Source organism: Neobacillus sp. D3-1R (assembly GCF_052180215.1).
Classification (GTDB): Bacteria; Bacillota; Bacilli; order Bacillales; family Cytobacillaceae; genus Pseudoneobacillus.
The window spans coordinates 3,481,122-3,499,765 of sequence record NZ_CP197471.1 but is presented as its reverse complement, the minus strand read 5'-3'; the positions used below and the strand labels follow the sequence as shown (position 1 = coordinate 3,499,765).

General features: G+C 42.0%; 12 protein-coding genes, 1 tRNA gene and 2 rRNA genes. 13 read left to right on the top strand and 2 right to left on the bottom strand.

The window, feature by feature from the left end; all coding sequences use genetic code 11:
* Positions 1 to 3: 3 nt before the first annotated feature.
* The 9 genes from ACSBPO_RS18000 (at position 4) to ACSBPO_RS17960 (ending at position 10,046) form a co-directional block, all read left to right on the top strand.
* Positions 4 to 1,014 (top strand): dipeptidase, encoded by a 1,011-nt coding sequence (locus ACSBPO_RS18000; protein WP_442595696.1) that lies wholly within the window; start codon positions 4 to 6, stop codon positions 1,012 to 1,014.
* Positions 1,015 to 1,059: 45 nt separating this feature from the next.
* A complete protein-coding gene (menC, locus tag ACSBPO_RS17995; RefSeq protein ID WP_442595694.1) occupies positions 1,060 to 2,199 on the top strand; it encodes an o-succinylbenzoate synthase in 1,140 nt (379 codons plus the stop codon).
* 18 nt (positions 2,200 to 2,217) lie between these two features.
* The gene (locus tag ACSBPO_RS17990; RefSeq protein ID WP_442595692.1) at positions 2,218 to 3,054 is read left to right on the top strand and encodes a M55 family metallopeptidase; all 837 of its coding nucleotides are present in this window, start codon (positions 2,218 to 2,220) and stop codon (positions 3,052 to 3,054) included.
* 77 nt (positions 3,055 to 3,131) lie between these two features.
* Positions 3,132 to 4,577, top strand: a complete 1,446-nt coding sequence (locus tag ACSBPO_RS17985) for a serine hydrolase domain-containing protein (protein WP_442595690.1) — start codon at positions 3,132 to 3,134, stop codon at positions 4,575 to 4,577.
* 13 nt (positions 4,578 to 4,590) lie between these two features.
* The gene (locus ACSBPO_RS17980; RefSeq protein ID WP_442595688.1) at positions 4,591 to 6,255 is read left to right on the top strand and encodes an ABC transporter substrate-binding protein; all 1,665 of its coding nucleotides are present in this window, start codon (positions 4,591 to 4,593) and stop codon (positions 6,253 to 6,255) included.
* Positions 6,255 to 7,187, top strand: coding sequence for a nickel ABC transporter permease (nikB, locus tag ACSBPO_RS17975; RefSeq protein ID WP_442595686.1), 933 nt, complete (start codon positions 6,255 to 6,257; stop codon positions 7,185 to 7,187). Before ACSBPO_RS17980 ends, nikB begins: the two co-directional genes overlap by 1 nt.
* Before the next feature lie 3 nt (positions 7,188 to 7,190).
* Entirely contained in the window at positions 7,191 to 8,084 is an 894-nt protein-coding gene (locus ACSBPO_RS17970) for an ABC transporter permease (protein ID WP_442595684.1), read from the top strand.
* 25 nt (positions 8,085 to 8,109) lie between these two features.
* A complete protein-coding gene (locus ACSBPO_RS17965; protein WP_442595683.1) occupies positions 8,110 to 9,093 on the top strand; it encodes an ABC transporter ATP-binding protein in 984 nt (327 codons plus the stop codon).
* Entirely contained in the window at positions 9,090 to 10,046 is a 957-nt protein-coding gene (locus ACSBPO_RS17960) for an ABC transporter ATP-binding protein (protein ID WP_442595681.1), read from the top strand. Before ACSBPO_RS17965 ends, ACSBPO_RS17960 begins: the two co-directional genes overlap by 4 nt.
* A gap of 517 nt (positions 10,047 to 10,563) precedes the next feature.
* Here the strand turns inward: ACSBPO_RS17960 and ACSBPO_RS17955 are convergent.
* Both ACSBPO_RS17955 and ACSBPO_RS17950 read right to left on the bottom strand, forming a co-directional pair.
* Positions 10,564 to 10,636 (bottom strand) — tRNA-Ala (locus ACSBPO_RS17955).
* Positions 10,637 to 10,716: 80 nt separating this feature from the next.
* Complete coding sequence (locus tag ACSBPO_RS17950) at positions 10,717 to 11,412, bottom strand: MgtC/SapB family protein (RefSeq protein ID WP_442595680.1); 696 nt, start codon at positions 11,410 to 11,412, stop codon at positions 10,717 to 10,719.
* Between the two features lie 128 nt (positions 11,413 to 11,540).
* Between ACSBPO_RS17950 and ACSBPO_RS17945 the strand changes: the two genes are divergently transcribed.
* The 4 genes from ACSBPO_RS17945 to ACSBPO_RS17930 all read left to right on the top strand — a co-directional run bounded on the left by ACSBPO_RS17945 (position 11,541) and on the right by ACSBPO_RS17930 (position 18,564).
* A complete protein-coding gene (locus ACSBPO_RS17945; protein WP_442595678.1) occupies positions 11,541 to 12,461 on the top strand; it encodes a DMT family transporter in 921 nt (306 codons plus the stop codon).
* On the top strand, positions 12,458 to 12,964 hold the full coding sequence (locus ACSBPO_RS17940) for a GNAT family N-acetyltransferase (protein WP_442595676.1): 507 nt from the start codon (positions 12,458 to 12,460) through the stop codon (positions 12,962 to 12,964). The genes ACSBPO_RS17945 and ACSBPO_RS17940 overlap by 4 nt, the downstream gene beginning before the upstream one ends.
* Before the next feature lie 774 nt (positions 12,965 to 13,738).
* Positions 13,739 to 15,288, top strand: a 16S ribosomal RNA gene (locus ACSBPO_RS17935).
* Between the two features lie 339 nt (positions 15,289 to 15,627).
* Positions 15,628 to 18,564: ribosomal RNA gene (locus ACSBPO_RS17930) — 23S ribosomal RNA — on the top strand.
* The 16S and 23S rRNA genes sit together here, the layout of an rRNA operon.
* The last annotated feature ends 80 nt before the right edge of the window (positions 18,565 to 18,644 follow it).

The following is an 18,644-nucleotide window of genomic DNA, read 5'->3' as shown; positions in this document are numbered from 1 at the left end:
CTATTGAACGATTTCCTAAATAACACATTAGTGTTAGATGGCCATTTTGATTTATTAATGGATGTTCAAATCCAACGCGAAAAAGGGAGAACAAAGGTCATTAAAACAGACTACTACCCGCGATTCATTGAGGGTGGGGTAAATATCATTGTTGCCTCTCTATTTGTAGATAGTGGTTTCTTACCAGAGATGGGACTTCGAAAAGCATTAAGTCAAATTAGTGCTTTATATGAAGAGGTAAAAGAATCACCTGATGAGCTCATGATTTGTTTAAATGGTGAGGACATGAATTTAGCGAAGCAAAATAAAAAGATTGGCTTTCTTCTATCACTTGAAGGGGCTGAACCCATTGGGACAGACCTTAGCTTGTTACGTGTCTTTTACGAGCTAGGTGTTCGGAATTTAGGATTGGTTTGGAGTCGCCGCAATGCTGTAGGGGATGGAAGTTTCTTTCAACCAAGGAAGGAAGGGAGAAAAGGCGGGATTAGTAGCTTTGGCGTGAAGGTGATAGAGGAAGCGGAGCGACTAGGTATGATCATTGATGTATCTCATTTAAATGATGAAGGATTTTGGGATGTCATTGAACTCGCTACGAAGCCCGTGATTGCTTCACACTCGAATGCTCGCACGCTTTGCTCTACTATGCGAAATTTAACCGATGAGCAAATCATAGCAATTGCGAAAACCAATGGGGTGATAGGTGTCAATGCGGCTAGTATGCTCGTTGGAGATGATGACGCAAGTTCAACATTGGACCAATTTCTGAACCATATTGATCATCTCGTCAAGGTAGCTGGAATTGAGCATGTAGGACTTGGACTTGATCTTTGCGAGGACTTTATGAAATATGTCTCTCCTGATGATTTAGCTAGTTTACCGAGAAGACCCTTTGATGTTGTGTCAGGTCATTCCACCATTCCTCAGTTAGTGGAGGGATTAATGAGAAGAGGCTATTCGAAAGCTCAGCTCCAAGCATTGTTGGGTGAAAATTTTCAACGCATCTTCTTAAGGTAGGTAAAGAGGTTAAGAAGAACTCGAACGAGTTAAGGAGGAAGTACCATGACCAGTAAACCAATTTCCATACGAGAAGTGACTCTTCACCGTCTTGTGATGAGATTAATTAATCCATTCACAACTAGCTTTGGAACCTTCCAGGAAAAAGAATTTTTCGTGGTAGAAATGGAGGATGAAACGGGAGCTAGTGGTTTCGGAGAGTCTGTAGCATTTACAAGCCCTTGGTATAGTGAGGAAACGGTTGAAACGAACAAACACATGATGGAACAATTTTTAATCCCACTATTACTACAATCGGCCATTAATCATCCAGATGATGTATCAAAACGGTTTGAATCGATTCGTAGAAACAATATGGCAAAGTCCGCATTAGAGGTGGCAGTTTGGGATTTATATGCAAAACGAAACCAGAACCCTTTATATAAGGAACTTGGTGGAACGAAGCAGCAAATCGATGTCGGCATTAGTATTGGAATTCAACCGACAGCCAAAGAGCTTGTGCAAGTGGTCGAAGGCTTTGTGAATGAAGGCTACAAGCGAATGAAAATTAAAATAAAACCAGGTTCTGACTACGAGATGCTGAAGGAAGTGAGAAGACATTTTCCTGATATTTTACTGATGGCGGATGCTAATTCGGCTTATACGTTAGATGATTTGGATCTGCTAAAAAAACTAGATGAACTGGACCTTATGATGATTGAACAGCCGTTGGCACATGATGATATTGTTGATCACGCCACCTTACAATCGGAGCTTTCAACCCCCATTTGTTTAGATGAAAGTATTCATTCCTTTGAGGATGCAAGAAAAGCTGTAGAGTTAGAAAGCTGTAAAATCATTAATATCAAGATTGGTCGAGTAGGAGGGCTCACAGAATCAAAGAAGATCCATGATTATTGTGCGCAGCAAGGAATCGCTGTCTGGTGCGGGGGAATGCTGGAAGCTGGTATTGGTCGGGCTCATAATGTTGCCTTAACCACGCTACCTCAGTTTATATTACCTGGTGACACGGCTGCCTCTTCAAGGTATTGGGAGAAGGATATTATAGTGCCAGAAGTCATTGTGGAAAATGGAGTGATTCATGTCCCAAATAGACCAGGAATTGGCTATGAGGTTAACCGCCAAGTACTAGAGTCCTATCGCGTGGACAAAACGGTATTTTCGAATAAAAATATTTTGGCATGATGCTGGGGAGGTGAGGGAGTGAAGGTTTTCATTTCAGCCGATATGGAAGGAGTTTCTGGGGTTACCGATTGGGAGGATACGATTCCAGGTAAACGGACTTATGAGTATTCTCGAAGGCTATTCACCCAGGAAGTCAATGCGGCAATTGAAGGAGCGATTGAAGCGGGTGCAACCGAAATTGTCGTCAATGAATCACATGGCCCAATGAGAAATTTAATTCCAGATGAACTTCATCCAAAAGCAGAATTAATAAGAGGTTTTTACAAACCGTTACTCATGATGCAAGGAGTAGATGAAACATTTGATGCAATCTTTTTCATTGGATTTCATGGAAAAGCTGGAGAAAAGGATAGTATGTTAAACCACACCTTTTTAGGAAGCTGTATTCAACGACTTTTTATAAATGGAGAGGAAGCAAGTGAAGCTGATTTTAACGCGGCTGTTGCAAGTAGTTTTCACGTTCCGGTTACCTTACTCACAGGCGACCAACAAATATGTGAGGATGCCAAAAAGAAAATCCCAGGCATTCATACTGTAGCGGTAAAAAAAGGGATTGGTTCTTTTACAGCTCAATCTCTTCATCCTACAGTAGCGCAAGAGAAAATTAGGGCAACTGCCAAACTAGCAGTAGAAGCGGCTAAAAGCATTCAGCCGTTAAAAAAAGAACCGTCCTATACAATTGATATTGAATTCAAGCACACCAACATGGCGACGGTTGTCGGTTATATGCCAACCATTGAATTACTAGATGGTCGAACAATTCGGTATGTCACCGATGACTTAATTGAAGGATCGAAGGTGTTAATGGCTATTTTGCTACTAGCTATTCAAGGATCAAATTCTATTAATTTTTAAAACAATCACTGGTTGTGGAATGTACATTTTGTACATTTTTATAATAAAAAAATGAATGGAAAAGGGAGAGGTTATGTATGACTCAACAAACAGTTACTCGTGAATTCGAACAGTATTGCCAAGAGCTAGTAGAAAAATATGAGGTTCCAGGCTTTTCTATTGGATTAGCAAAGGATGGACAGTTATTCTATGAAAATGGTTTTGGATACCGCGATGTTGAAAACAATCTCCCATTGTCATCTGATACGGTTTTTGGAATTGGTTCAGTGACAAAATCCTTTACATGTATAGCCATTATGCAACTACAAGAAGCAGGAAAGCTGAATGTACACGACCAAGTGGTAAAATATTTACCAGAATTTAAGTCGCCAAATGAAGAATATACGAAACAAATGACCATTCACCACTTTATGACTCATTCAGCGGGACTACCACCATTACCAACACTATTTAAGGCGTTAAGTAAGAGTGTGGCCAATGATCCAACCTTTGATGATGGTGAGAAACCAGAAGGCGATATTGGGCTGGTACAGGAAGAAGCGAACAAGAAACAATCAAGTGTAGACACGTATGAAGAGTTAATAGCAGATATTGCAGAGCAAGAATTCACCTTACTTGGAGAACCTGGAACCCAATTTAGTTACTCCAATGATAGCTACGCACTGTTAGGAACCATTATAGAACGAGTAAGTGGAGTGACGTACGAACAGTATATAAAGGATTACATCTTAGTTCCAGCTGGAATGAAGAACAGTGTGTTCCATCTAGAAGAATTAGACGGTCATGACGATATTTCTTGTCTCTATAATTCTCGCAAAAAGGATGATAAAACGATCGTTTTCGAATCTAATAACCCATGGGATGCACCATCCATGCGTGCCGCAGGTTTCTTAAAATCTACGGTGAACGATATGCTGAAATATGCTGAAATCTACCGTAATCAAGGTAGAGTAGGAGATGCTCAAATTTTATCACCAGAGAGTGTGGAGGCGATTACAACGCCATATATTGAATGTGATAAAGATCGTTATTATGGGTACGGTGTGATGGTGACACCTGACTATTATGGATACAAGCTGATAGACCATGGGGGAGCGATTAAAGGAGTTGCAGCTCAATTACACATTCTACCTGAAGTAGGACTGACAGGAGTGGCTTTTGCTAATTTAGCAGGTGTTCCTTCTACGAAATTACTATATAGTGCTTTTGCAAACTATTTAGGAAAGTCCATTAAAGACTCCCATACCTCTTATGAGGAAGTAGAGCTTTCTGAAGAGGAATTAAACCAATATGTAGGGGATTACGCTTCAGGGGAAGGATCGAAATATACAGTAGCGGTTGAAGAAGGTAAACTCGCGGTTAAAGCAGAAGGGGTTACGATAGCGGATATTAAACCAATTGGAAACGATACATTTATAGTTGCGTTCAGAGAATCAGAGCTTGGTCTTCGTTTTGTGAGAGATGAAAACAACACGGTAATACGTGCGGCATTTGGATTTAGACAAATACCAAAAGTTGAATAGGGAGGACTCTATCATGCCTACGAAGCGTCCAATTAAAACATTTTTGTTTGTAACCATGCTCGTTCTTTCCATGCTTCTACTGTTTGGATGTAGTTCTGATTCTACCTCCACAACAGATAAAGGGAATAATGACAATTCATCAAATACAGATACGAATCAGGCTGCTTCAGAACCTCAATCAGGTGGTACGATTACCATTGCTTCTATGCAAGAGCCTGATACACTAGATGTTCATAAAACAGCGATGAGTATTGCCAGTAATGTTACTAGTCATTTAGGTGGAACATTACTAGCGATTAATCCGGAGACGAATGAACTAGAACCGAACCTTGCTGAAGACTACAGTGTATCAGAGGATGGAAAAACGATTACCTTTAAAATCCGTCAAGGAGTGACATTCACAGATGGAACGCCATTAACCGCACAGGTGTTTAAGGATACGTTTGATCGTATTTTAAATCCTGATACTGGAGCAACGGTTGCTGCTAGTCTTATTGGAGGAATTCAGTCCACTTCCGCTCCTGATGATTACACATTTGTCATCGAGCTGGTAGCTCCATCAGCACCATTTTTACGTAACCTAACAAGTCAAGGCTATTTACAGCCATTATCCATGTCAGCTATTGAAAAGTTTGGTGATGATTATGGTCGAAATCCAGTTGGAGCAGGTCCGTTTATCTTTAAAGAATGGACCACAGGACAATCCATCACATTAGTGAGAAATGAAGACTTTAATTGGCCGCAAAGAAATGCTCAAAACCAAGGTAAGGCTTATCCAGAACAAATTGTTTATAAATTTATTACAGATGCCCAAACGATGCTCGCTGCACTTGATAGTGGTTCCATTGATGTTGCGATGGGTGTAGCCCCTAAGGATGTTCAAAAATATCGCAATAATCCTGATTTCTATGTGTTAGAAGCTGATCGTCAAGGTTTAGGTTTATTTTTAGAAATGAATGTAGAGGATGAATTACTTGCCGATCTTAATGTCAGAAAAGCGATAAATATGGCGATTAATAAAGAAGCGATCATCAAAGCCGTTTTAAACGGTGAAGGATCACCTGCCTATGGTCCGATTCCATCTACGATTTTTGGATATGACCCAAATGTTGAAAATTATGGTCATAAACTTAATCAAGAGGAAGCAGTTTCTCTATTAGAAGATGCAGGATTTACAAAGAACTCTAAAGGAATCATGGAGAAGGATGGGAAGGAGCTTTCCTTTGAGCTAACCACTATGGGCCAATATAACCAAGCAGCACAAATGGTTCAAGCGATGCTGAAGGATGTTGGTATTAATCTCAATATTCAATCGATGGAAGCAGGAACATTAATTGAGAAGGTATCACAGGGAGAATATGATTTATCCTTCCTTGCATATTCATACTCAGATCCCGATATTCTATACTTGTTATTCCACTCTAGTCAGATAGGCGGATTAAACCATTCTCGAGTGAAAAACGCTGAGCTAGATGAACTGTTAGAAAAAGGTAGAATAACGATTGATCCAGAAGAAAGAAAACAAGTATATGCCCGTGTACAAGAGATTGTCGTTGAAAACGCCTATTGGGCTCCAATCTATGCAGAGAAAATTTTTTATGTCGTAAATAGTAGAGTGCAAGACGTGAAATTATCAAATGTCTCTATTGAATACCAAGATGCATGGGTGAAGCAGTAATGAAACAGTTCATTATTAATAGGATATTATCTGGTATTTTAGTCATCTTTGGAATTTCCATCTTTTCCTTCTTATTGATTCACTTTATTCCAGGTGATCCGGTTAAAATCATGCTAGGAATTAATGCATCACCAGAACAAGTTCAAAAACTAACACACCATTTGGGGCTTGATAAGCCCCTTTTGGTTCAATACGGGCAATATATGATGAATGTATTTCAAGGTGATTTTGGGACATCCTTAAAAACAGGTAGACCAGTATTGATCGAAATTCTCGATCGTTTTCCAGAAACAGTGAAGCTAGCGGTGTTTGGGCTGTTCATTGCGGTTGTTATTGGAATCTCGTTAGGAATTCTAGCTGCTAGATTTAAAGATTCCTGGATTGACAAACTATGTACCGTTCTTGCCACATTAGGGGTATCCATTCCAAGCTTTTGGTTAGCCATTCTATTAGTCATGATTTTCTCCGTACAGCTCAAGCTTTTTCCGATTGCTAACGGTACAGGTTTCCGTGATCTTATTCTTCCAGCGGTCACCCTTGGTGTTGTTGCCTCGACGATGGTTATGAGATTAACGAGAAATGGAATGGTCGAGGTACTGGCTAATGATTACATTCGGACGGCGAGGGCAAAGGGACTTGAGGACGGTCTCATTTTATTTCGTCATGCTCTTCGTAATGTATTAATCCCTGTAGTGACGGTCATCGGCTTACAATTGGCTGCTTTACTAGGTGGAACGGTCATTATAGAACAAGTTTTTAATTGGCCAGGTCTTGGTACGCTAGCACTTGGAGCCATCATGTCAAGAGATTTCCCAATTATTCAAGGGACAGTTTTATTTATGGGAGTTGTGTATGTAACAATAAATATTTTTGTAGATGTTTTATATAGTTTCATTGATCCTCGGGTGGAAATGGGCACAAAGGAGGCGTAATACATGGCAAAACTTCAAACGTATAAACCCATCCAAGCACGCGTTACACATAAGTCTCCATTAAAGATCAAGTCAGAAGCACTACGGAAATTATCTCAGGATAAACGAGCAGTGGTTTGCCTCCTTTTTCTTATTATCGTTGCCATAATCGGAGCATTCGCGCCGTTGCTTGCACCGCATGACCCGAATGAACTATTTTATGAGTCCATTTTAGAAGCACCTAGCAAGGAACATTTATTAGGAACAGATGCAATAGGAAGGGATTTACTTTCAAGACTCATCTACGGGGTACGTGTAACCATATCTGTTTCCATGTTGGCGGTGGCGATTACATTTTTTCTTGGAACATTCATTGGGTTACTATGTGCCTATGTAGGCGGGTGGGTCGATAATGTGTTAATGCGAATTATGGATATTTTATTAGCGCTACCAAGCATTATCCTAGCTCTTGCAATCGTGGCGATTTTAGGACCTAGCTTAACGAATGCGATGATTGCCGTTGGAGTCGCTTCGATACCAGGCTTTTCGAGATTAATAAGAGGAGCTGCTTTGACTATTAAATCATCTGGGTTCGTTGAAGCGAGCCGATCCATTGGAAGTTCACACCACTGGATTATACTTAGACAGTTTTTACCGAATGTAACAGGTGTATTGCTAGTTTTCACCACACTTTTTATCGGTGTTGCGATTTTAGATACTGCAGCTCTAAGTTTTATTGGCCTAGGAGCACAGCCACCAACCCCTGAATGGGGAACAATGCTAAGTGAAGGGAAAAATTATATGAGCGATGCGTGGTGGTTGGCAACGTTTCCCGGATTAGCGATCACCATGGTTGTATTTGCCGTCAACCTGTTAGGTGATGCCTTACGAGATATTTTTGATCCGAAATCATCATAGTAGAACAAGGAGGTGAGAGGCGCAAATGTCAAACTTGTTAGAAGTAACTGGATTAACCACTCAATTTGCAGGGAAAAATGGCCCGTTAACTGTCGTTGATCAGGTGAATTTTACTGTGAAAAAAGGTGAGGTCCTGGGATTAGTAGGGGAGTCAGGCTGTGGAAAAAGTGTCACATCACTTTCTATTCTTCAGTTACTTGATAAAAACGGGAAAATTTCGTGTGGCAACGTCTATTATAAAAATATCGATCTCGTTAAAAAATCTGAAAAAGAAATGAAAAAAATCAGAGGAAAAGAGATTTCAATGATTTTCCAAGACCCTATGACCTCCCTGAATCCGGTCTTAACAATTGGAAAACAAATTGGTGAAGTGATCGAAAAACATGAAAAGATAAAAGGGGCAGCGGTTAAGAAAAAGGTGATAGAGCTTCTAAGGCTAGTGGGGATTCCACGGGCAGAAGATATTTACCATGAGTATCCACATCGCCTATCGGGTGGGATGAAGCAGCGTGTCATGATAGCAATGGCTATTTCTTGTCATCCGACCATGTTGATTGCGGATGAGCCCACCACAGCGTTAGATGTCACGATTCAGGCGCAAATATTAGATTTGCTACGGTCACTTAAAGATGAACTCGATATGTCGATTTTGTTGATCACTCATGATTTAGGTGTGGTTGCGGAAATGTGTGATCGGGTTGTTGTCATGTACGCTGGTCAGGTTGTGGAATCATCGAATACAAGAACGTTACTTCGGAATCCAAGACATCCTTATACAGTTGGCTTAATCCAATCAACTCCCCACCAATCAAAAGGGGAAAAGCGTCTTAAATCGATTATCGGACAGGTGCCTGCTCCTGACCAATATTCACAGGGCTGCCGATTTGCCAACCGTTGCCCAAAAGCGATGGCGATTTGTGAGACGACTGTACCTCCATTATTTGAAGTAGACGGACAAACATCCTGTCGTTGTTGGATATATGATGAGAAAAAGGTTGGTGTTTTATGACGACAACTTTGCTCGAAGTAAAAAATTTAGAGAAAAAATTCGTGGCTAAATCGATGTGGTTTCAGCCAAATGAATATGTTCATGCCGTAAATGGTGTAAGTCTGGAGTTGAATGAGAAAGAAACAATCGGGATTGTTGGGGAATCAGGTTGTGGTAAATCAACTACGGGCAGATGCGTGCTTAGATTGATTGAGCCAACGAGTGGTGAGGTTATTTTTCAAGGAAAGGATATCACGAAGTTAAGTAAACGAGAGATGAATGAGATTCGGAAGGATTTTCAAATGGTCTTCCAGGATCCAATGGCATCCATGAATCCAAAGCTAAAGATCAGGGAAATCTTATCGGAGCCGTTAATTGCCCATAAGATTCCAAGGCTTGAACACGAACAACTATTGAGTGAAGCGATGAGGCTAGTAGGTCTATCGGAAGGTCATTTGTCACGCTTCCCACATGAACTTTCGGGAGGACAAAGGCAACGAATTGGGATTGCGAGAGCGATTATTTTGAGACCAAAAATTGTGGTGTTAGATGAGCCCGTATCTGCACTTGATGTATCGGTGCAGTCTCAAATTTTGAACCTTTTACAGGACCTGCAAGATGAGCTCGGTCTCTCTTATATTTTCATTTCGCATGATTTAGGGGTAGTTGAGCATATTGCCCATAAAGTTGGTGTGATGTATTTAGGGGAACTGGTCGAAATAGCTAGCAAAGAGCAGCTATTTGAAGAACCCCTTCACCCTTATACAAAAGCATTACTTTCAGCCATTCCTAAAACAGATCCAGACGAGGTAAAGGAACGAATTATCCTAAAAGGAGAGCTCCCCTCACCATCCACTCCACCTTCAGGATGCAAATTCCATCCTCGATGTATCTTCGCTCAGGACATCTGCCGAACCGCCAAAGCAGAATTACGACAAGTGCAAGGAAGAAGAGTGGCCTGCCATTTGGTGTAAGGTGAGTGATCAGCTTTGGAAGCAGAAGAAGAAGAACAAAATGACTAACGAAATGTCTTTTTATAAGCGCAAAATAATTGTATTTTTTAAAAAAAGTATGCCCTTTATGTAAGATTGTCTAAGTGCAAAACAATCAATTCATAGAAGGACATACTTTTTTCTGTGAAGATAAAAAGTGCGAGAGCAAGATTAGTGATTAGCATTCCTATGAAATTCTGAACGGAATCTAACACAACTAAAGAATCTAGGGGAGAAAATAGTAGATAATGATTCAGTATAGTAGCATCTAGAACATAAAAATGTAGGATTCAATGGATGCTAGATTTACACTTTTAATACTTTGCTCATGGATAAATATCGATTAAGAAGCGTTCAGCTTGAAAAAACGGTACAAACATAAAAGCCGTGAAAATGCTGAAAATCAAATGTGGAAATTTGTGAACTTGGTTCATTTTAAGGACAAGGGGGATTTCTGACAAAAAGAAAAAACCCTTTGCTACGCAAGGGTTTTCGTTGATGGAGCATAGGGGGCTCGAACCCCTGACCTCTACGCTGCCAGCGTAGCGCTCTCCCAGCTGAGCTAATGCCCCGTATTTATAATCATAATTATACTTTTTTTTTCAGACTTGGCAATACTTTTTCATCATAAAAAAAGAGTAAGCTCAAGAGCTTACTCCATACTTTCTACTTCAACCCTCTGAATTCCTTGAAATTCAGAAACAGTGTAGTAAACATCTGTTGCATTTTTTTTGAAATCTACTCCTATAACCAATTGGACAAGGTGATTTTGATCCGATAAATCTTTAATTCGAATTCTTTTAATCGAAAATTTTTCTTTTTTGATTAAGAATATAATATCCGTAATGTTCTCTTTATTAGCTAAGTATAGTTGAAGAGCAATTTCTTTTTCGCGTAATCGTTTAGGACCTATTAATCCAATTAAATATGGTACTAATTCAACACTTATAATAATTAAACCTACTCCAGCAGCTGCTTCAATAAAAAATCCAGCCCCAACTGCAACCCCAATCCCAGCTGCCCCCCATATCATAGCGGCAGTGGTTAATCCAGAGATGCTATCATTGCCTCTCCTTAAAATAACTCCTGCCCCCAGAAAACCGATTCCAGAGACAATTTGGGCAGCTAAGCGTAGTGGATCCATGGTAATATTGATTAAATCATTATGTGGGAAAGAATAGGCTGATTCAATCGATACAATAGTAAGTAAACAACTAACAATGGAGATAACCAAACTTGTTTTTAAACCAACTGGTTTCCTTTTTAATTCCCGTTCCAATCCAATGACTAATCCTAAAATAGCTGATATTCCTAATTTTAATAACATTTCCATTTCAACATGATCCATATAAAAAACCGCCTATTTGTTTATAATTGTTAAATTAATTAAGTAAAAAACATTAGTAAATCAGATAATGACGAGTGTAAAATAAACTACATAGATTTTAGGTAGTTTTTGCACAGAAGGAGATACATATGGAAAATACAAAATTGAATCCTTACCTTGCTTTACTAATTGGAGTAATCTCAGTTTCGACCTCTGCTATTTTAGTGAAGTTTTCTGAATCACCATCGGGGGTTATTGCCTTTTATCGTTTATTTCTATCTGTTTTATTATTACTTCCCTTGTTTCTTACAAGGTATGTTTCCGAACTTCGTCTTATTACGAAACGTGACTGGATTTACTCCATGATTGCCGGTATTTTTCTTGCATTACATTTTATCCTCTGGTTTGAATCATTAAACTATACTTCTGTTGCAAGTTCAACTGTTTTAGTTACATTACAACCTTTATTTGCGTTTATTGGTACTTATTTTTTCTTTAATGAAAAAATATCGCTTGTAACGATTTTAAGTGGACTAATTGCAATCGCCGGAAGTGCCATTATAAGTTGGGGAGATTTTAGGATTAGTGGCTCAGCGTTATTTGGGGATATACTTGCTTTAATTGCCTGTGCTTTAGTTACGGTGTATTTAATGTTTGGGCAAAATGTTAGGAAAAGATTATCTCTCATTACATATACTTTTATCGTTTATTCTTTTAGCAGTATAACTCTTTTCTTTTATGTACTCTTCAGAAACGAATCTTTTATTCCTAAGCAATCTTCTGATTGGATTTACTTCTTTCTATTAGCTCTTGTTCCAACCCTTTTAGGTCACTCATTATTTAACTGGACCTTAAAATGGTTAAGCGCTTCAACGATCTCTATGGCGATTCTATTTGAACCAGTTGGAGCAATCATTCTAGCTTATTATTTATTAGATGAAGGACTCATTTGGTCTCAAATCATCGGGGGAATTATTGTTATTGGAGGAATCAGCCTGTTTGTCATAGATGAAAGAAAAGCTAGACTAACAAAAAATAAACTAGCGATGTCAGGAGGGGGAAACGAATGAAAATAAGGATAGCAAATTTAGAGGATGCATTTGATATTGCAACTGTTCATGTAGAAAGTTGGAAGGAAACCTATAAGGGGATCATGAACGAAGAATTCTTAAATAATTTGAAAGTAGAAGACAGGTTACATCTATGGAAAGAGACTCTTGCAAATCCTAAAGAAGAAGCTCCAGTATTAGTGGCTGAAGATTCACAAGGGAAAATTGTCGGTTTTGCTTCTTTTGGTCCAGAAAGATCAGAAGCTGATATAGATGGAGAATTATATGCCATTTATATTTTAAAAAGTAACACGGGTCAAGGAATAGGGTCTCTACTATTTAATGAAGGTGTAAAACTAATGAAATCTCAAGGTTTTTCTTCATTATTAGTATGGGTATTAGCTGAAAATCCAAGTAAGTATTTTTATGAATCAATGGGTGGAAAGAAATTCGAAGAAAAGGAATTTATACTCGCTGGGCAAAATCACATAGAATTATCTTATATATGGAAAGAACTTTCCTGAATATATGAAAAAGGGCTAAACCATAGCTGATGGTTTAGCCTTTATTATATTTAATATAATATGTAGGTAAATGAAGAAAAAAGGAAAGCCATTGAAGTGCTAAAAATAAAAGTACCACCGGATACTTTGCCCTCTGCCTCAGAAATTCTTATTCCTTCTATAAAAGAATAAATAAATAAGTAAATAGCCATGATTAGTGATAGATATAAAGCAAGAATTTGTAGCATTTAAACACCTCGTATACTAGATTGTCCACAATTATATATGTATCAGTTTATGAATTTTGAATGATAATAGTACCTTTTTATAAAAAAATTGTTAAGTAGAAAAATAATAGAAATGTGTGGATAAAAAAATCTGAGTTATCAACAACTTGTGCGTAAGTCAGTGGATACCTTCATTTAATTGCTATTACATATATACAATTTGTGTATAAGCTTGTTAATAAGTTGAGGATAGTTTTATTAGTTTATGTACTACAAGAAAATCCGATTAAAAAATATCATAAATTATATTGCAAACATTTTTTTATCATGTTATATTAAATCTCGTCCTTGAGACACACGATATTTATCACAACTTAGTGAGAAAATAAAATTAAAAAAGTTATTGACTTTACTTGAGTGATTATGATAAATTAGAGAAGTCGCTTTTGAGACAAGCTTTATAATTGTTCTTTGAAAACTAAACAACCAAACATTAACAAAGGTAAGGCTTCTATTATAGAAGTTTTTAAAAAAGCCAGAGTAAACTTTATGAGCTATATCAAACACTTTATTGGAGAGTTTGATCCTGGCTCAGGACGAACGCTGGCGGCGTGCCTAATACATGCAAGTCGAGCGAATCTTTAGGAGCTTGCTCCTGAAGGTTAGCGGCGGACGGGTGAGTAACACGTGGGCAACCTGCCTGTAAGACTGGGATAACTTCGGGAAACCGGAGCTAATACCGGATAATCCTTTTCCTCACATGAGGGGAAGCTGAAAGACGGTTTCGGCTGTCACTTGCAGATGGGCCCGCGGCGCATTAGCTAGTTGGTGAGGTAACGGCTCACCAAGGCGACGATGCGTAGCCGACCTGAGAGGGTGATCGGCCACACTGGGACTGAGACACGGCCCAGACTCCTACGGGAGGCAGCAGTAGGGAATCTTCCGCAATGGACGAAAGTCTGACGGAGCAACGCCGCGTGAGCGATGAAGGCCTTCGGGTCGTAAAGCTCTGTTGTTAGGGAAGAACAAGTACCGGAGTAACTGCCGGTACCTTGACGGTACCTAACCAGAAAGCCACGGCTAACTACGTGCCAGCAGCCGCGGTAATACGTAGGTGGCAAGCGTTGTCCGGAATTATTGGGCGTAAAGCGCGCGCAGGCGGTCCTTTAAGTCTGATGTGAAAGCCCACGGCTCAACCGTGGAGGGTCATTGGAAACTGGGGGACTTGAGTACAGAAGAGGAAAGTGGAATTCCACGTGTAGCGGTGAAATGCGTAGAGATGTGGAGGAACACCAGTGGCGAAGGCGACTTTCTGGTCTGTAACTGACGCTGAGGCGCGAAAGCGTGGGGAGCAAACAGGATTAGATACCCTGGTAGTCCACGCCGTAAACGATGAGTGCTAAGTGTTAGAGGGTTTCCGCCCTTTAGTGCTGCAGCTAACGCATTAAGCACTCCGCCTGGGGAGTACGGTCGCAAGACTGAAACTCAAAGGAATTGACGGGGGCCCGCACAAGCGGTGGAGCATGTGGTTTAATTCGAAGCAACGCGAAGAACCTTACCAGGTCTTGACATCCTCTGACAACCCTAGAGATAGGGCTTTCCCCTTCGGGGGACAGAGTGACAGGTGGTGCATGGTTGTCGTCAGCTCGTGTCGTGAGATGTTGGGTTAAGTCCCGCAACGAGCGCAACCCTTGATCTTAGTTGCCAGCATTCAGTTGGGCACTCTAAGGTGACTGCCGGTGACAAACCGGAGGAAGGTGGGGATGACGTCAAATCATCATGCCCCTTATGACCTGGGCTACACACGTGCTACAATGGATGGTACAAAGGGCTGCAAGACCGCGAGGTTAAGCGAATCCCATAAAACCATTCTCAGTTCGGATTGCAGGCTGCAACTCGCCTGCATGAAGCTGGAATCGCTAGTAATCGCGGATCAGCATGCCGCGGTGAATACGTTCCCGGGCCTTGTACACACCGCCCGTCACACCACGAGAGTTTGTAACACCCGAAGTCGGTGGGGTAACCGTAAGGAGCCAGCCGCCTAAGGTGGGACAGATGATTGGGGTGAAGTCGTAACAAGGTAGCCGTATCGGAAGGTGCGGCTGGATCACCTCCTTTCTAAGGAATATAAGTGACCATTGGTCACAAAAAAACATTTAAATCTTTGGTGTTAATTGTTTGGTGTTTAGTTTTGAGAGAGCAATCTCTCGGTAGCAATCGAAAATTTTTGCTACTAATTAATTTTGCTCCTGCGGCACAGCGTATTCGATGGTGTTAAGTTCACCTCGTCGCAAGGCTGCATGAAGTTAAGCTAGGAAGATCATCACGATGTGATTGAAATTCGTAGCCTTGTTCCTTGAAAACTAGATAATCGTATAGAAGAAACCAAGTAAAAACCGAGTAAAATCGCCATTTTAGTTTTTCTCTCTTATTTTTTAGTAAGAGAATTAACCTTTAGGTTAAGTTAATAAGGGCGCACGGTGGATGCCTTGGCACTAGGAGCCGATGAAGGACGGGACTAACGCCGATATGCTCCGGGGAGCTGTAAGTAAGCTTTGATCCGGAGATTTCCGAATGGGGGAACCCACTGCTCGTAATGGAGTAGTATCTTTACCTGAATACATAGGGTACTGATGGCATACCCGGGGAACTGAAACATCTAAGTACCCGGAGGAAGAGAAAGCAAACGCGATTCCCTGAGTAGCGGCGAGCGAAACGGGACATAGCCCAAACCAAGAGGCTTGCCTCTTGGGGTTGTAGGACACTCAACATGGAGTTACAAAGGAACGGGGTAGATGAACAGATCTGGAAAGATCGGTCAGAGAAGGTAAAAACCCTGTAGTCGAAACTTCGTTCCCTCCTGAGTGGATCCTGAGTACGGCCGGACACGAGAAATCCGGTCGGAAGCAGGGAGGACCATCTCCCAAGGCTAAATACTCCCTAGTGACCGATAGTGAACCAGTACCGTGAGGGAAAGGTGAAAAGCACCCCGGAAGGGGAGTGAAAAAGATCCTGAAACCGTGTGCCTACAAGTAGTTAGAGCCCGTTAATGGGTGATAGCGTGCCTTTTGTAGAATGAACCGGCGAGTTACGATTACATGCAAGGTTAAGTTGATAAGACGGAGCCGCAGCGAAAGCGAGTCTGAATAGGGCGAATGAGTATGTGGTCGTAGACCCGAAACCAGGTGATCTACCCATGTCCAGGGTGAAGTCCAGGTAACACTGGATGGAGGCCCGAACCCACGCACGTTGAAAAGTGCGGGGATGAGGTGTGGGTAGCGGAGAAATTCCAATCGAACTTGGAGATAGCTGGTTCTCTCCGAAATAGCTTTAGGGCTAGCCTCACGTAGTAAGAGTCTTGGAGGTAGAGCACTGTTTGGACTAGGGGCCCTCATCGGGTTACCGAATTCAGACAAACTCCGAATGCCAAAGACTTATCCGTGGGAGTCAGACTGCGAGTGATAAGATCCGTAGTCAAAAGGGAAACAGCCCAGACCACCAGCTAAGGTCCCAAAGTTTACGTTAAGTGGAAAAGGATGTGGAGTTGCTTAGACAACCAGGATGTTGGCTTAGAAGCAGCCACCATTTAAAGAGTGCGTAATAGCTCACTGGTCGAGTGACTCTGCGCCGAAAATGTACCGGGGCTAAACGTAACACCGAAGCTGTGGATTGACACCGTATGGTGTCAGTGGTAGGAGAGCGTTCTAAGGGCGTTGAAGCTAGACCGTAAGGACTGGTGGAGCGCTTAGAAGTGAGAATGCCGGTATGAGTAGCGAAAGATGGGTGAGAATCCCATCCACCGTATGCCTAAGGTTTCCTGAGGAAGGCTCGTCCGCTCAGGGTTAGTCGGGACCTAAGCCGAGGCCGAAAGGCGTAGGCGATGGATAACAGGTTGATATTCCTGTACCACCTCTTTATCGTTTGAGCAATGGGGGGACGCAGAAGGATAGGGTAAGCGCACTGTTGGATATGTGCGTCTAAGCAGTTAGGCTGGTAACGAGGCAAATCCCGTTACCGTGAAGGCTGAGCTGTGATAGCGAGGGAAATATAGTACCGAAGTTCCTGATTCCACGCTGCCAAGAAAAGCCTCTAGCGAGATAAAAGGTGCCCGTACCGCAAACCGACACAGGTAGGCGAGGAGAGAATCCTAAGGTGTGCGAGAGAACTCTCGTTAAGGAACTCGGCAAAATGACCCCGTAACTTCGGGAGAAGGGGTGCTTTTTGGGGTGAATAGCCTCGAAAAGCCGCAGTGAATAGGCCCAGGCGACTGTTTAGCAAAAACACAGGTCTCTGCGAAGCCGTAAGGCGAAGTATAGGGGCTGACGCCTGCCCGGTGCTGGAAGGTTAAGAGGAGGGGTTAGCGCAAGCGAAGCTCTGAATCGAAGCCCCAGTAAACGGCGGCCGTAACTATAACGGTCCTAAGGTAGCGAAATTCCTTGTCGGGTAAGTTCCGACCCGCACGAAAGGCGTAACGATCTGGGCACTGTCTCAACGAGAGACTCGGTGAAATTATAGTACCTGTGAAGATGCAGGTTACCCGCGACAGGACGGAAAGACCCCGTGGAGCTTTACTGTAGCCTGATATTGAATTTTGGTACAGCTTGTACAGGATAGGTAGGAGCCTGAGAAGCCGGAGCGCCAGCTTCGGTGGAGGCGTCGGTGGGATACTACCCTGGCTGTATTGAAATTCTAACCCGCACCCCTCTATCGGGGTGGGAGACAGTGTCAGGTGGGCAGTTTGACTGGGGCGGTCGCCTCCTAAAGAGTAACGGAGGCGCCCAAAGGTTCCCTCAGAATGGTTGGAAATCATTCGTAGAGTGTAAAGGCACAAGGGAGCTTGACTGCGAGACCTACAAGTCGAGCAGGGACGAAAGTCGGGCTTAGTGATCCGGTGGTTCCGCATGGAAGGGCCATCGCTCAACGGATAAAAGCTACCCCGGGGATAACAGGCTTATCTCCCCCAAGAGTCCACATCGACGGGGAGGTTTGGCACCTCGATGTCGGCTCATCGCATCCTGGGGCTGTAGTCGGTCCCAAGGGTTGGGCTGTTCGCCCATTAAAGCGGTACGCGAGCTGGGTTCAGAACGTCGTGAGACAGTTCGGTCCCTATCCGTCGTGGGCGTAGGAAATTTGAGAGGAGCTGTCCTTAGTACGAGAGGACCGGGATGGACGCACCGCTGGTGTACCAGTTGTCTTGCCAAAGGCATCGCTGGGTAGCTATGTGCGGACGGGATAAGTGCTGAAAGCATCTAAGCATGAAGCCCCCCTCAAGATGAGATTTCCCATAGCGTAAGCTAGTAAGAACCCTGAAAGATGATCAGGTTGATAGGTCAGAGGTGGAAGCGCGGTGACGTGTGGAGCTGACTGATACTAATCGTTCGAGGACTTAACCAAAACATTTGGATATCCAAATAAGGCAACTCGTTTTTACTTCTTCTAATACATTATCTAGTTTTGAGGGAACAAAAAGTTTT

Bases quoted from the DNA above. Each gene is read 5' to 3' on its own strand.
- menC (WP_442595694.1), top strand. From the start codon at position 1,060: ATGACCAGTAAACCAATTTCCATACGAGAAGTGACTCTTCACCGTCTT.
- ACSBPO_RS17985 (WP_442595690.1), top strand. From the start codon at position 3,132: ATGACTCAACAAACAGTTACTCGTGAATTCGAACAGTATTGCCAAGAG.
- ACSBPO_RS17980 (WP_442595688.1), top strand. From the start codon at position 4,591: ATGCCTACGAAGCGTCCAATTAAAACATTTTTGTTTGTAACCATGCTC.
- nikB (WP_442595686.1), top strand. From the start codon at position 6,255: ATGAAACAGTTCATTATTAATAGGATATTATCTGGTATTTTAGTCATC.
- ACSBPO_RS17970 (WP_442595684.1), top strand. From the start codon at position 7,191: ATGGCAAAACTTCAAACGTATAAACCCATCCAAGCACGCGTTACACAT.
- ACSBPO_RS17965 (WP_442595683.1), top strand. From the start codon at position 8,110: ATGTCAAACTTGTTAGAAGTAACTGGATTAACCACTCAATTTGCAGGG.
- ACSBPO_RS17960 (WP_442595681.1), top strand. From the start codon at position 9,090: ATGACGACAACTTTGCTCGAAGTAAAAAATTTAGAGAAAAAATTCGTG.
- ACSBPO_RS17950 (WP_442595680.1), bottom strand. From the start codon at position 11,412: ATGGATCATGTTGAAATGGAAATGTTATTAAAATTAGGAATATCAGCT.
- ACSBPO_RS17945 (WP_442595678.1), top strand. From the start codon at position 11,541: ATGGAAAATACAAAATTGAATCCTTACCTTGCTTTACTAATTGGAGTA.
- ACSBPO_RS17940 (WP_442595676.1), top strand. From the start codon at position 12,458: ATGAAAATAAGGATAGCAAATTTAGAGGATGCATTTGATATTGCAACT.